Origin of the sequence: Kitasatospora sp. NPDC057904, from assembly GCF_042887925.1 — a bacterium.
Classification (GTDB): domain Bacteria; phylum Actinomycetota; class Actinomycetes; order Streptomycetales; family Streptomycetaceae; genus Kitasatospora.
Genome location: NZ_JBHVOL010000004.1, coordinates 570,690 through 583,505, shown reverse-complemented (window position 1 = coordinate 583,505; position 12,816 = coordinate 570,690). Strand labels below are relative to the sequence as shown.

General features: G+C 74.5%; 13 protein-coding genes. 9 read left to right on the top strand and 4 right to left on the bottom strand.

The window, feature by feature from the left end; translation table 11 throughout:
• Positions 1-95 precede the first annotated feature (95 nt).
• The 5 genes from ACFVSN_RS14295 (at position 96) to murQ (ending at position 4,569) form a co-directional block, all read left to right on the top strand.
• Positions 96-776, top strand: a complete 681-nt coding sequence (locus ACFVSN_RS14295; protein ID WP_387955289.1) for a DUF6445 family protein — start codon at positions 96-98, stop codon at positions 774-776.
• Positions 777-906: 130 nt separating this feature from the next.
• Positions 907-1,968 carry an NAD(P)-dependent oxidoreductase gene (locus ACFVSN_RS14290; protein WP_387955246.1) on the top strand — a complete coding sequence of 354 codons (1,062 nt, stop codon included), beginning with the start codon at positions 907-909 and terminating at the stop codon, positions 1,966-1,968.
• A gap of 102 nt (positions 1,969-2,070) precedes the next feature.
• Entirely contained in the window at positions 2,071-2,703 is a 633-nt protein-coding gene (locus ACFVSN_RS14285) for an HAD family hydrolase (RefSeq protein ID WP_387955244.1), read from the top strand.
• A gap of 50 nt (positions 2,704-2,753) precedes the next feature.
• A complete protein-coding gene (locus ACFVSN_RS14280) occupies positions 2,754-3,377 on the top strand; it encodes a TetR/AcrR family transcriptional regulator (protein WP_387955242.1) in 624 nt (207 codons plus the stop codon).
• Positions 3,378-3,609: 232 nt separating this feature from the next.
• Positions 3,610-4,569, top strand: coding sequence for an N-acetylmuramic acid 6-phosphate etherase (gene murQ / locus ACFVSN_RS14275; protein WP_387955240.1), 960 nt, complete (start codon positions 3,610-3,612; stop codon positions 4,567-4,569).
• A 7-nt stretch (positions 4,570-4,576) separates the two neighbouring features.
• Here murQ and ACFVSN_RS14270 read toward each other — a convergent pair whose 3' ends face one another.
• Together ACFVSN_RS14270 and ACFVSN_RS14265 are read right to left on the bottom strand one after the other, a co-directional pair.
• Positions 4,577-5,089 carry an isochorismatase family protein gene (locus tag ACFVSN_RS14270; protein ID WP_387955238.1) on the bottom strand — a complete coding sequence of 171 codons (513 nt, stop codon included), beginning with the start codon at positions 5,087-5,089 and terminating at the stop codon, positions 4,577-4,579.
• A 49-nt stretch (positions 5,090-5,138) separates the two neighbouring features.
• Positions 5,139-5,849, bottom strand: coding sequence for a TetR/AcrR family transcriptional regulator C-terminal domain-containing protein (locus ACFVSN_RS14265; protein ID WP_387955237.1), 711 nt, complete (start codon positions 5,847-5,849; stop codon positions 5,139-5,141).
• A gap of 126 nt (positions 5,850-5,975) precedes the next feature.
• Between ACFVSN_RS14265 and ACFVSN_RS14260 the strand changes: the two genes are divergently transcribed.
• The 3 genes from ACFVSN_RS14260 to ACFVSN_RS14250 all read left to right on the top strand — a co-directional run bounded on the left by ACFVSN_RS14260 (position 5,976) and on the right by ACFVSN_RS14250 (position 9,706).
• The gene (locus ACFVSN_RS14260; protein ID WP_380436376.1) at positions 5,976-7,250 is read left to right on the top strand and encodes an MFS transporter; all 1,275 of its coding nucleotides are present in this window, start codon (positions 5,976-5,978) and stop codon (positions 7,248-7,250) included.
• A gap of 222 nt (positions 7,251-7,472) precedes the next feature.
• Positions 7,473-8,924 (top strand): TolB family protein, encoded by a 1,452-nt coding sequence (locus ACFVSN_RS14255; RefSeq protein WP_387955235.1) that lies wholly within the window; start codon positions 7,473-7,475, stop codon positions 8,922-8,924.
• A gap of 212 nt (positions 8,925-9,136) precedes the next feature.
• Entirely contained in the window at positions 9,137-9,706 is a 570-nt protein-coding gene (locus tag ACFVSN_RS14250; RefSeq protein ID WP_380436372.1) for a hypothetical protein, read from the top strand.
• A gap of 33 nt (positions 9,707-9,739) precedes the next feature.
• On the opposite strand, the gene ACFVSN_RS14245 is transcribed toward ACFVSN_RS14250, so the two are convergent.
• Both ACFVSN_RS14245 and ACFVSN_RS14240 read right to left on the bottom strand, forming a co-directional pair.
• Positions 9,740-11,209 (bottom strand): glutamate synthase subunit beta, encoded by a 1,470-nt coding sequence (locus ACFVSN_RS14245; RefSeq protein WP_380436370.1) that lies wholly within the window; start codon positions 11,207-11,209, stop codon positions 9,740-9,742.
• 110 nt (positions 11,210-11,319) lie between these two features.
• A complete protein-coding gene (locus ACFVSN_RS14240) occupies positions 11,320-11,796 on the bottom strand; it encodes a hypothetical protein (protein WP_387591958.1) in 477 nt (158 codons plus the stop codon).
• 59 nt (positions 11,797-11,855) lie between these two features.
• Between ACFVSN_RS14240 and ACFVSN_RS14235 the strand changes: the two genes are divergently transcribed.
• Positions 11,856-12,812, top strand: a complete 957-nt coding sequence (locus ACFVSN_RS14235) for a helix-turn-helix transcriptional regulator (protein ID WP_387955233.1) — start codon at positions 11,856-11,858, stop codon at positions 12,810-12,812.
• Positions 12,813-12,816: the final 4 nt, after the last annotated feature.

Genomic DNA, 12,816 nt, shown 5'->3' with positions numbered 1-12,816 from the left:
ACCGAACACCCGCACCCCGATCGCCACTTGACGAAAGGTTGACCTGTTCACGGCAGAAAGTTGACGCCCGCCGCCCCTATCGTCGGCCCATGCCCATGCCCCCACAGCCCATCAGGCCGACGGCCCTGCCGGTCCTCCCCTACCGCAAGCCCACCCGCGGCCGGGACTACTGGGTCCTGGACAACGTCCTGCCCGATCCGGACGCCGTCCGCGAGCGCGTCCTGGCCCGCGGCGACTGGACCGAGGGCTACCCGCACCGCCCGGAGACCTGGCCCGGCCTGCGCACCATGCCCGGCCTGGAGCCCGGCGAGCTCGCCCGCGTCGAGGCCCAGGTCCGCAAGGCCACCGGCGCCTCCCGGCTCTGGGTCCAGAGCACACCGGGCGGCGGCACGCTCAACCACAACTGCGTCCAGGTCGTCGGCGCCGGCGAGTCGGAGTCCCGTCCGCACACCGACTCCCGGGCGCTCTGCCGCTACGCCGCCGTGCTCTACCTGAGCCCCGGCGCCCCCAAGGACGCCGGCACCAGCTTCTACCGCCAGCAGCTCCCCGGCGGCCGGCTCGGCGGCAACCTCGTCAACGCGCCGCACAACAACCTCGTGGAGGCGCTCGGCACCCGCCACGTGCCCGCCGACCACTTCACCGAGGACGTCCGCGTCCCGAACCGCTACAACCAGCTGCTCCTCTACCACGCCAACCTCATCCACAGCGCCACCACCTACTACGGCACCGAGCTGGCGGACCGCCGGATGACGGCCGTCTTCTTCTGGATGGCCTGACGCGCCGCCGGCCGACCGTCCCGACGGACGGCCCGGCGGAGGGCCCGATGACCGTCCCGACGGACGGCCCGGCGGAGGGCCCGATGACCGTCCCGACGGACAACCCGACCGAACGGCACGCACCTTCACCATGGATCACCCGCGAGTCCTCCTACTCGACGCCGCCCCCGGTCCGCTCCTCGACCGCGAACTGGAGCGCCTGACCGGCCACCGCCTGGCCGTCACGCTCAACCTCCGGCGCGTCGAGGACCGGGCGGGTGCCCGGTCCGCCTGGTCGGAGCTCGTCGAGTTCACCGACCTCGACCCCTTCGACGAGGCGGCCCTGATGGCCGAGTTCAGCCGCGGACCGGGCTTCGACGCGCTCAAGTCCCGCGCGGGCGTGCCCCTGCGCGCCGCCTTCCTCGCCGCGGCGACGGCCCCCGAACGACACCGCCCGCTGCGGGTGATCGGCCGTGCCGGAGCCGGCACCGACCACGTGGACCTGGCCGCCGCGGCCCGGTACGGCATCACCGTCACCCACACCCCGGGCTCCAACGCGAACGCCGTCGCCGAGTTCGCCCTCGCCCAACTGCTCACTCTCACAAGGGACCTGTCCGCCCACAACGAGAGGTCACACCGAGGCGCCTGGGGCGCACCCGCGACCCCGCCGCGCGAACTCTCCGAACTCACCCTCGGCATCGTGGGACCGGGCCTGATCGGCACGGCACTCGCGACACGCGCGTCCGCCCTCGGCATGACCGTCCAGGCACACGCGCGCCGTCCGACCGCGCCACCGATACGGCACGTCCCGTCTCTCGACACCCTCCTCGCCACCAGCGACGTCGTGTCCCTTCACCTCCCACTCACCCCGCAGACGCGCCAATTGATCGGCCGACGCGAACTCGCCCTGCTCCGACCGGGATCGGTGCTCCTCAACACCGCGCGCGGCGGCATCGTCGACGAAGGGGCGCTCGCCGACGCCCTGCGCGACCCCGCCCACCCCCTCGCGGCCGCCGCCGTGGACACCTTCGCCCACGAGCACGCCGCCTTCGCCTCGCCCCTGTTCGACCTGCCCAACGCCCTGCTCACCCCGCACGTCGCGGGCATGACCCGAACGGCCATGGCCGAGGCCGCCCTCCGCTGCGCCGACCACCTCGCCGCACTCCTCGCCGGACGCCCCGAAGGCATCCCGGTCGCCTCACCTGCCCGGTAGCAGCACCCGGCCCGCGACCCCGCCGGCCGCCCCTGTCACGCCCCTGTCACAGAGCGCGCGAACCGCTTGACCCGGCCGGTCCCCGCCCGCCGACAGTGGGTCATGGACGAACGCTGCATCATCCTCGACATCGGCGGCGTGCTGGAGCACACGCCGCGAACCGGCTGGATTCCTTACTGGGAACGGGAGTTGGGCTTGCCGCCGGGCACCGTCGACCAGCGTCTGGAGGACGTCTGGCACGCCGGCTCGATCGGCGCCGTCGACGAGGCGGAGGTGCGCCGACAGGTGGCCGCCCGACTGCGCCTCGACCCTCCCCGGGCGACGGCGTTCATGGCCGACTTCTGGGCGGAGTACCTCGGGACGCCGAACGTCGAACTCATCGCCCACGTACGCGGCCTGCGACACCGGACCCGGCTCGGGATCCTGAGCAACAGCTTCGTCGGCGCCCGCGAGCGCGAGGTGAGCCGCTACGGCTTCGACGAGCTCGTCGAGGACGCCGGGCACATCGTCTACTCGCACGAGATCGGTGTGGAGAAGCCCGACCCGCAGGCCTTCGAGAAGGCTTGCACGATCCTCGGCGTCCGCGCCGCCGACTGCCTCTTCGTCGACGACCACGCGCCGAACGTCGAAACCGCCCTGACCCTGGGCATGCAGGCGCACCTGTTCGACGACAACCACCGGACGATCGTCCGCATCGCCGAATTCCTGTCCGCTGACGGCGAGTTCCGAAACTGACGGCCGATAACCCATTGACGGAGTGAGTGCTCACTCCGCATTATGGAGCCATGACCGAGACACCTGGCACCCAGCCCGCCCGACGCCGGGCACCCGCGATGGACCCGGAGCAGCGGCGCGCGATGATCGTCGCCGCCGCGCTCCCCCTCGTCGTCGAGTACGGCGCGTCCGTGACGACGGCCAAGATCGCCCGGGCCGCCGGCATCGGCGAAGGCACGATCTTCCGCGTCTTCGACGACAAGGACGCCCTCCTCGCCGCGTGCATGGCCGAGGTCCTCAACCCCGACGACACGATCACCCACCTCGCCGCGATCCCCCTGGACCAGCCCCTCGCCGACCGGCTGGCCGAGGCCGCCGACGTCGTGCGCGGACACCTGACCCGCATCGGAGCCGTGGCCGGAGCCCTCATGGCGGGCGGCCGGCTGGAGCGGCCCGGGCCCGGCCCGGACGGCAAGCTGCCCGACCGCGAAGCCGGACTGGCCCGGCCGCGCGCCGCCCTCGCCGCCCTGTTCGAGCCCGACCGCGACGCGCTGCGGCTCAGCCCGGAACGCCTCGCCGACGCCTTCCAGTTGATGATCATGTCCTCCGGCCGCCCCGGCGCCCCCGACCCGCTCACCACCGCCGAGCTCGTCGACCTCTTCCTCCACGGCGCCCTGCAGAGCGCCCCGCGGTGACCGGACGCCAGGCGACTGCCCCGGATCGGAGCTGTCGATCACCGCAACGGCGAGGCTCCGCAGCCACCCCCGGGCCCAGCCGGAACGCTCCGGCGGGCTGAGCCGCCCCGGCGTCCCGATGGCGGCGCCCCACCTCGGTGTGGGCGCCGCCATCGCACACCCGTACACCGGCCGCTCGGCCATCGGCGTCTGCCCGGGTTGGCGGCCGTCACCCCCGGGGAGGCTGAGCGGCATGAACCAGCCCGCACTCCCGATCGCCGAAACGACCGCCGAAACGACCACCGAAGCAACGGCCGAAGCGACCACCGAGACGACCACCGAGACCGTCCGCCCCGACTGGGCGGAGATCGACGGGCTCCCGACGCTCGACCTCCTGCACCTCATGAACGCCGAGGACCGGACCGTCCCCGTGGCCGTCGCCGGGCAGCTGGAGCGCATCGCCGCCGTCGTGGACGGGGCCGCCGAGCGGATGCGGCGGGGCGGGCGCCTGATCTACGCGGGCGCCGGGACGGCCGGGCGGCTCGGGGTGCTGGACGCCGCCGAGTGTCCGCCGACCTTCGGCACCGACCCCGGCCGGGTCGTCGGGCTGATCGCCGGCGGTCCGGCGGCAGTCACGTCGGCGGCCGAGGGCGCCGAGGACCGCGCCGACCTCGCCGCGGCGGACCTGGCCGCCCTGGCACTCACCCCGGACGACACCGTGATCGGCGTCTCCGCCTCCGGCCGGACGCCCTACGCGGTGGCCGCCGTCCGGTGCGCCCGCGCCGCCGGTGCGCTCACCGCCGGGCTGGCGGGCAACCTCGGCTCGGCGCTCGTCGCGGCCGCCGAGCTGCCGATCGAGGTGGTCACCGGCCCGGAGGTCCTGGCCGGCTCGACCAGGCTCAAGGCGGGCACGGCGCAGAAGCTCGTGCTCAACCTCGTCTCGACGGCCGTCATGGTCCGCCTGGGCCGTACGTACGGAAATCTGATGGTCGACGTCCGCGCCACCAACGCCAAGCTACGTGACCGCGCCCGCCGGATCGTCACCGAGGCCACCGGCGCCGCCGACGCGGACGTGCGCCGCGCCCTGGCGGCGACCGACGGCCGGGCCAAGGACGCGGTCCTCGTCCTGCTCGCGGACGTCGACGCGCCGACCGCCGCCCGTCTGCTCGCGGACTGCGACGGCCGGCTCCGCGAAGCCCTCAAGCGCGCCTGAGGGATCCTCAGCCGAACGTCAGCTCGGCCTTCCCGGCGACCGCCCCGAGCCGCGGGAAGGAGTGCGCCACCGGCGCGCGGTGCTCCTCCTCCGTGAGCGCGGTCATCGCGTCCTCGACGAACACGACCTCGTAGCCGAGGTCGACGGCCGCGCGGGCCGTCGACTCGACGCCGAGGTTGGTCGCGATGCCGGCCAGCACGACGGTCCTGACGCCCCGCGCCCGCAGCAACTCGTCCAGCCCGGTCGCGTGGAAAGCGCCGATCGTGCGCTTGACCACGACCTCGTCGGCCACCGCCGCGACCTCCGCGACCAGGTCGCTGCCCGGCGGCTGCTCGGCGACGTTCGGCCGCTCGACGCGCACGGCGACGACGGGGGCACCGGCCTCGCGGAAGAGCCCGGCCAGCTCCAGCGAGGCCGCGAGGACCTCCGTGCCGGGGCGCGGGGCGAGCGGGTTGGCGACGATCCGGTCCATCAGATCGACGAGGACGAGCGCGGTGCTGCAGGCATCGAGGGTTCGCATGGCGCTCACGCTAGTGGATCTCCCGGCACCCGGAATCCGCCCCCTCTCCTCAAGCGGACTCCCCGGCCTCCCCGGACTCCCCGGACTCCCCGAACTCCTCGACCTCCCCGGCCTCCCCGGCCTCCCCGGCCTCCCCGGCCTCCCGTGCGATCTCCGCACGGAACCCCTCGACCATGACCCGCAGCCCGTACTCGAAGTCGGCGTCGTGGTCGGCCATCCGCAGCACGTCGGCGGCCTCGCGCAGCAGCGGCAGGTCGCGCAGGGCGTCGTCGTCGTAGAGCGGCGTGTCGCGGTCCTCGGCGTCCTGCCGCCAGGCCTGCTCCTCGGTGACCCAGCCCATGATGTACCGGTCGACGGCGAGCAGCAGCCGCAGGGCCGTGCGCGGCCGCAGCCCGGCCCGGCAGAGGGCGCTCACCTGGGCCTCGACTGCCGGGAGTTCATCCTCGCTGGGCAGGGTGCCGGCGTGCACGCGCGCACCGTCGCGATAGGCGAGCAGCGCACGGCGCTTCGCGCGGGCGTCGGCGGCGATCCAGTCCGGCCAGTGCTGCGGGTCGGGGGTGCGGTCGGGCGGCAGGGCCTCGGCGAGCATGGCCTCGGCCATGAGGTCGAGCAGTTCCCGCTTGTTCTTGAAGTGCCAGTACAACGCCGGTGACTGGACGCCGAGTTCGCGCGCCAGGCGGCGGGTGGTGAGCCCGTCGATGCCGACCTCGTCGAGCAGTCGCAGCGCGGTGCGCACCACCTCGTCACGTTGCAGCGCCATGCCGACCGCCCTCCGAACCCGTTCCGCGTCGTTCGCCCGCCTTATTCGCTTGCCCACCAACTTTATCGCCGATAAGGTCGGCGCCGGAATTTATCAGTGATAAGGACAGCATCGAGGACCACACCCATGCCCACCCCGCCCTGGCTCGACACGGCGCCCTGGCGCTCCTCCCGGGACTTCCGCCTGACCTGGACCTCCGGCACGGTCACCCTGCTCGGCTCGGTCTTCACCATGACGGCGATCCCGCTCCAGATCGCCGACCTCACCGGCTCGCCGCTCGCCGTCGGCGCGGTCGGCGCGGTCGAACTCGTGCCGACGATCGTGTTCGGCCTGTACGGCGGCGTGCTCGCGGACCGCGCCGACCGCCGCACCGTCGCCCTCGTCACCGAGATCGCACTCGCCGTCCTCAGCGCGCTCCTCCTCGCCAACGCGCTGCTCGGCACGCCCGCGCTGTGGCCGCTGTACGCGGCGGCCGGGCTCGCGGCGGCGCTCCAGGGGCTCCAGCAGCCCTCGCTGGAGGCGATGATCCCGCGCCTCGTCCCGCACGATCAGCTGGTCGCGGCCGGTGCGCTGCTGTCACTGCGCTGGAGCGTCGCCGGACTGGCCGGCCCGGCCGCCGCCGGCCTGGTGATCGCGACGGCGGGCGTCCCGGTGGCGTACCTGGTCGACGTCGCCACCTTCCTGGTCTCGATCGCGCTGCTCGCCGCCGTCCGCCCGGTGCCGTCCGAGCGGGACGCCGAGGCCCCGCAGTGGCGCGAGTTCACCGAGGGCGCCCGGTACGCGGCCCGCAGGCCCGATCTGCTGGGCACCTACCTGGCCGACCTCGCGGCCACCGTCTTCGCCCTTCCCACCGCACTCTTCCCCTTCCTCGCACGGGAGTTGGACGCCGTATGGGCCCTCGGCCTGCTCTACGCCGCCTCGGCGGCGGGCAGCCTGGTCGCCGCCACCACCAGCGGCTGGACGAACCGCGTGCACCGGCACGGCCGCTTCGTGCTCCTCTCCGCCGCGGCGGTGGGACTCGCGATGGCCGGCGCCGCAGCCGTGCCGCACCTGTGGGCCGTCCTCGCGTGCCTCGTCGTCGCGGGCGCCGCGAACTGGACCGGCGACACCTTCCGCAGCGCCATCTGGAACCAGTCCATTCCGGACGAACTCCGGGGCCGCACGGCCGGGCTGGAGATGCTCATCGGCTCCGCGGGACCGGCCCTCGGCGACCTGCGCGCCGGCGGACTCGCCGCCCGGCAGGGCATCCGCGCGGCACTGCGCACCGGCGGGCTCCTCTGCCTGACCAGCGCCGCCGCCCTCTCCGCCGCCCTGCCCGCCCTGTGGCGCTACGACCGCCGCACCGACCCGCACGTCCGGGCCGTCCGCGCGGCCGCGCAGGCCGAAGAGGCGGCGCGGTGACGCCACCGGGCCGCGCCGGGGCGGAGACGCCGCGTCCGGTCGCCGACACTCGGCAGGCAGCCTCGGCAGGCAGTACTCGGCAGGCAGTGCGAGAACGATTGACGTGAATACGCCGCCCCGGCCGCACAACCGTTGACCCCTTCCCCATCAGGCGCTTGGCTCACTCCGGGCCGGCCGCTGGGGAGTCGAGCGCGGCCCGCCGATCCCAGGGGAGGTACCACGATGAACCGAGCACGCCCGACGCGCCACGTCCTGCGCGCCGCCTGCACACTGGCCGCGGCGGCGCTGGCCTGCGCGGCGGCCGCGCCCGCGCACGCCGACGCGCCCACCGGCGCCACCAAGCGGGTGACGGTCGGCACCCCGGGCTCGCAGCCCGACGGCGCCTCGAACGCGCAGGGCCTGAGCGCGGACGGCCGCTTCGCCGTCTTCACCTCCAGCGCCTCCAACCTCCTGCCCGGCAGCGGCAACGGCCGGACCAAGGTCTTCGTCCGCGACCTGTGGACGGGCAAGGTCGAACGGGAGGACGTCAGCACCGCCGGGGCCGACGCCGACCTCGACTCCTACGAGGCCACCATCAGCGGCAACGGCCGCTTCGTGGCGTTCACGTCCTCCGCGACGAACCTCGGCTCCGGCGCCGGCCGCGCCACTCCGGACGTCTACGTCCACGACCGCCTGACCGGGAGGACCGAGCCGGTCGCCGCCACCGATCCGGCGAAGCCCCAGACCGGCCACTCCGCCGGCACCCCGTCGATCAGCTGGGACGGCCGGTACGTCGCCTTCCAGTCCGACCGCACCGACCTCGCCCCCGCCGGCGTCACCCCGCACGGCGGCACCATCTACGTCACCGACCGTCGGACCGGGAAGACCCGCCTGGTAAGCATCGGTGCGGACGGCACCGCGGCCAACGGCTCCTCCGCCTCGCCGGTGATCAGCGCGGACGGCCGCACCGTCGGCTTCATCTCCAAGGCGACCAACCTCATCGCCCAGGACAAGCCCGGCGCCCTCCACGAGGACGCCTTCGGCGACCGGACCACCGCCGACGACCTCGCGCCCGGCAGCAGCAGCACCAGCACCGGCAGCGGCACCGGCAGCAGCAGCAGCAGCCCCAGGATCCTCAAGCCCCGCAGCTACCCGTTCTACGTCCGCGACCTCGACGACGAGGAGACCCGCCTCGCCAGCCCGGACGGCAAGGGCGGCTCGCGCGGCGTGGAGAACCCGAGCCTCAGCCCCGACGGCCGGTTCGCGGTCTTCTCCGCCCCCGTCTTCCACGGCACCGGCCCGTGGGACCGTCACTTCGAGGTGTTCGTCCGCGACCTGGAGCAGGGCACCGAGCGCTCCGTCACCGTCGCCCTCCCGGGCACCACGGTCCGCTCCGACGCGTGGGAGGGCCGGATGACGGCGGACGACCGCTGGGTCTACTTCAGCTCGACGGCCGACGACCTCGTGCCCGGGGACACCAACAACGCCTCCGACGTCTTCCGGTTCGACCTGTGGAGCAACCGCACCGAGCGGGTCAGCGTGGCCACCGACGGCTCGCAGAGCACCGGCGGGTCGAGCGCCCCGTTCGTCGACGCGTTCGGCACCACGGTGCTGTTCACGTCGGAGGACGGCACCCTCGTGCCGGACGACTCCAACAAGCTCCCCGACGTGTTCGTCCACAGGTACCGGTTCTGACGGACCGCCACCGCCACCCCACCGGGCCTGCCGCGCGATCAACCGCGCAGCAGGCCCGTTCTGTTCACGTCAAGCGAATAGTTTCCACGACTCTGTTGACTGACACTTTGTCAACAGTTCACCATTCACGGTCTACCCGCATAGATCCCATGGTGGTGGCATGGACACACCGCCCGGCGAAGGAAGCCGGGCCGCCACAGGAAGCTCCCCACATGCTTCGTTCCCAGCGCCTCGCCCCCGCCGTGGCCGCCGTCGTCCTCACCGTCGGCGCGCTCGCCGCCGGCGGCACCGCGCACGCCGCCGCCCCCACCCAGCACCGCGCCGCAGCGCCGCTCGACCAGACCTGCTCGCAGGCCTACCTCCCGCTGCCCGACCCGGCCTGCACCCCCGGCGCCACCAACCCGGACGTCACCCAGGCCACCATCGACGACACCATCTGCGTGCCGGGCTACAGCACGTCCATCCGCCCGCCGTCCAGCTACACCACCAAGCTGAAGATCCAGCAGATCGCGGCGTACGGCTACAGCGACACCAACACGTCCGACTACGAGGAGGACCACTTCATCCCCCTCTCCCTCGGCGGCCACCCGACCGACCCGAACAACCTGTGGCCGCAGCCGCACTACGCCACCGGCAGCAACGGGTCGACCTCGACGGACAAGGACAGCGTCGAGTACAAGCTCTACCGGGCCGTCTGCAACCACCAGGTGGACCTCGTCCCCGCCCAGCAGGCGATCGTCACCGACTGGACCACCGCCCTGTCGGTCCTCGGCCTGAGCTGACGGCCCGGGTGAGGGGGCAGGTCCACTGCCCCCTCACAGCGTCAACGCCCGCGCCGACGCCCGGATCGGAGCCGGGAGCTCGGTGACGCCCCGCAGGTAGCGGTCCACCGCCGCGGCCGCCGCCCGCCCCTCGGCGACCGCCCACACGATCAGCGACTGCCCGCGCCCCGCGTCGCCCGCGACGAACACGCCGTCCGCGCCCGTCGCGAAGCCGTCGTCCCGGGTCAGCGCGCCGTCCGGGCCGGTGGCGAGCCCGAGTTGGGGGATCAGCTCCTGGTCCGGTTCGGGCCCGGCGAAGCCCAGCGCGAGCAGCGCCAGCCCGGCCGGCAGGCTCCGCTCGGTGCCCGGCCGCGGCCCGCGGTCCGGCGGCTGCGCCTCGGCGAAGCGCACGGCCGCGAGCCGCCCGTCCGGGCCCGCCTCGAAGCCGACGGCCACCGCCGCGAACACCCGTGGCCCGGCCGCCGCCGCGCCCGCCTCCTCGTGCGAGGTCGTCTCCCGGTAGACCTTCGGGTGCACCGGCCACGGCTGCCCCGCCGCCCGGCGCTCCGGCGGGCGCGGGTTGATGTCGAGCTGGGTGACGGACGCGGCGCCCTGGCGCAGCGCCGTGCCGAGGCAGTCCGCGGCGGTGTCCCCGCCGCCGACGATCACGACGTGCCGGCCCTCGGCGGACAGCGGCGAGTCCGGGCGGTCGCCCTCGTCCACCCGGTTCGCCCAGGTCAGGTAGGCGATCGCCTGGTGCACGCCGGGCAGGTCGCGGCCCGGCAGCGGAAGTTCGCGGCAGGCCGTGGCGCCCACCGCGACCACCAGCGCGTCGCACCCGGCCCGCAGCTCCCCCGCCGCGACGTCCCGGCCGACGCGCACGCCGCAGCGGAAGCCGGTGCCTTCTTCCCGCATCTGGTCGAGCCGCCGGTCGAGCCGGTGCTTCTCCAGCCGGAACGGCGGGATGCCGTAGCGCAGCAGCCCGCCGGGGCGGTCGGCCCGCTCGTACACCGTCGTGGCGTGCCCGGCGCGGGTGAGCTGCTGGGCCGCCGCCAGCCCGGCCGGGCCCGAGCCGACCACGGCCACCCGCCGCCCGCTCGGTACGTCCGGCGGGCGGGGCCGGTCCCAGCCGCTCTCCCACGCGCGGTCGGCGATCGCCAGCTCGACGTTCTTGATGGTCACGGCGGCGCCGTCGATCGCGAGCACGCACGCGCTCTCGCAGGGCGCCGGGCAGAGCCGGCCGGTGAACTCGGGGAAGTTGTTGGTGGCGAGCAGCCGGGAGGCCGCCGCCCGCCAGTCGCCGTCGGCCACCAGCCGGTTCCACTCGGGCACGATGTTCCCGAGCGGGCACGCGTCGTGGCAGAACGGGAGGCCGCAGTCCATGCACCGGCCCGCCTGCCCGCCGACGACCGGGAGCAGCGCCCCGGGCCGGTACACCTCGCGCCAGTCCCCCACCCGCTCGTGCGCGTCCCGCCGCGCCCGCTCCGCGCGCGGGGTGGTGAAGAAGGCCATCCGGTCTGCCATAGCGGCCTCCGGCAGGACGTGCCGTGCAGGGAACGTCCGGGGCGCGCCGGACGCGCCACCGTGTGGCCACCGTACGCCCACGAAGGGTGGGGGCGCGAGGGCGGCCGGACCTACGCGCGCCGGGTGAACTCCATGGTCCAGTTCGTCACCCAGGTCGCGCCGCCGTCCGTGGAGAAGGCCTGCTCCCAGCGCGCCGAGTCCGCCGTCACGCCCGACCACACGAACCGCGCCCGCACCGGCGTGCCGTCGTACTCGTCGTCCCCGAAGAACTCGCCGCGCCCGTCCGCCCACCGCCCGGCGACCGGCGGGAACAGCGTGCCCGTGCGGGTGCTGGACCAGTACAGCGACCACACCTCGCGCGCCGGGTCGTACAGCCGCAGGGTGAGCCCGGAGAAGCCCTCGGTCGGGAAGTCGATCTCGTCGACGTTCGCGTTGCCGCCGAAGTGCCGCGAGCCCCGCGTCACGCCCGGGAACTCCTCCCACGGGCTGCGCGGGTCGAGGAAGTCGGCGCGGCGGCGGTTGGCCACGTCCCATTCGCCCACGAGGAAGTCGAAGTCGGTTCGTCCGGTGTTGTTCTCAAGTCCCATGCCTGGACGCTAAGCCGGGTTCCCTGACATCGTGTGTCAGTGAAGTCCGAGGGGTCCCCGTGAAGTCCGCCCGCATGCTGTCGATCCTGCTCCTCCTCCAGACCAACGGCCGGATGACCGCCCAGCGGCTGGCCGAGGAGCTGGAGGTCTCGGTGCGCACCGTCTACCGGGACGTCGAGGCGCTGCAGGCCGCCGGCGTGCCGCTGTACGCGGACGCCGGGCACGGCGGCGGGTACGAGGTGCTGGCCGGCTACCGCACCCGTCTCACCGGGCTCAACGCGGGCGAGGCCGAGGCGCTGTTCCTCGCCGGGCTGCCCGGCCCGGCCGCCGCCCTCGGGCTCGGCCCCGCCCTCGCCGCCGCCCAGCTCAAGCTGCGCGCCGCGCTGCCGCCCGGGCTGCGCGCGGACGCCGACCGGCTGCGCACCCGCTTCCACCTGGAGGCGCCCGGCTGGTACGCGGAGGACGACGAGGTGCCGTTCCTGGCGCAGGTCGCCGACGCCGTGTGGCGCGGCCGGGTGCTGCGGGTGCGCTACCGCCGCTGGAAGGCGCCGACGGACGTCGACCGCCGGCTGGAACCGTACGGCCTCGTCCTCAAGGCCGGCCGCTGGTACGTCGTCGCCGGGCCGGGGCCGCGCACCTACCGGGTCGACCAGATCCTCGAACTCACCGAGACCGACGAGGAGTTCACCATCCCCGACGACTTCTCCCTGGCGTCCCACTGGCGCCGCCACGAGGCCGACTTCCACGCCCGCCTGCACCGCGGCGAGGCCCTCGTCCTGCTCGCCCCCGGCGCCACCGCCCGCCTGAGCACCGCCGCCGCGCGCGCCGCCGAGGCCACCGGCGTCCCCGAGCCGGACGGCCGGACGCGGGCCGTGCTGCCGATCGAGTCGCTCGATCACGCCCACGCGGCCTTCCTCGCGCTCGGCACCGACATAGAGGTCCTCGCCCCGCCCGAACTCCGCGCCCGCCTCGCCGCCACCGCCCGCGCCCTCGCCGACCGCTACGCCGACGGGTGAGCCC

Excerpts from the sequence above, each read along its gene's own strand:
- ACFVSN_RS14290 (WP_387955246.1), top strand. The coding sequence starts at position 907 with ATGGATCACCCGCGAGTCCTCCTACTCGACGCCGCCCCCGGTCCGCTC.
- murQ (WP_387955240.1), top strand. The coding sequence starts at position 3,610 with ATGAACCAGCCCGCACTCCCGATCGCCGAAACGACCGCCGAAACGACC.
- ACFVSN_RS14260 (WP_380436376.1), top strand. The coding sequence starts at position 5,976 with ATGCCCACCCCGCCCTGGCTCGACACGGCGCCCTGGCGCTCCTCCCGG.
- ACFVSN_RS14270 (WP_387955238.1), bottom strand. The coding sequence starts at position 5,089 with ATGCGAACCCTCGATGCCTGCAGCACCGCGCTCGTCCTCGTCGATCTG.
- ACFVSN_RS14245 (WP_380436370.1), bottom strand. The coding sequence starts at position 11,209 with ATGGCAGACCGGATGGCCTTCTTCACCACCCCGCGCGCGGAGCGGGCG.
- ACFVSN_RS14285 (WP_387955244.1), top strand. The coding sequence starts at position 2,071 with ATGGACGAACGCTGCATCATCCTCGACATCGGCGGCGTGCTGGAGCAC.
- ACFVSN_RS14250 (WP_380436372.1), top strand. The coding sequence starts at position 9,137 with ATGCTTCGTTCCCAGCGCCTCGCCCCCGCCGTGGCCGCCGTCGTCCTC.
- ACFVSN_RS14240 (WP_387591958.1), bottom strand. The coding sequence starts at position 11,796 with ATGGGACTTGAGAACAACACCGGACGAACCGACTTCGACTTCCTCGTG.
- ACFVSN_RS14295 (WP_387955289.1), top strand. The coding sequence starts at position 96 with ATGCCCCCACAGCCCATCAGGCCGACGGCCCTGCCGGTCCTCCCCTAC.
- ACFVSN_RS14255 (WP_387955235.1), top strand. The coding sequence starts at position 7,473 with ATGAACCGAGCACGCCCGACGCGCCACGTCCTGCGCGCCGCCTGCACA.
- ACFVSN_RS14265 (WP_387955237.1), bottom strand. The coding sequence starts at position 5,849 with ATGGCGCTGCAACGTGACGAGGTGGTGCGCACCGCGCTGCGACTGCTC.
- ACFVSN_RS14280 (WP_387955242.1), top strand. The coding sequence starts at position 2,754 with ATGACCGAGACACCTGGCACCCAGCCCGCCCGACGCCGGGCACCCGCG.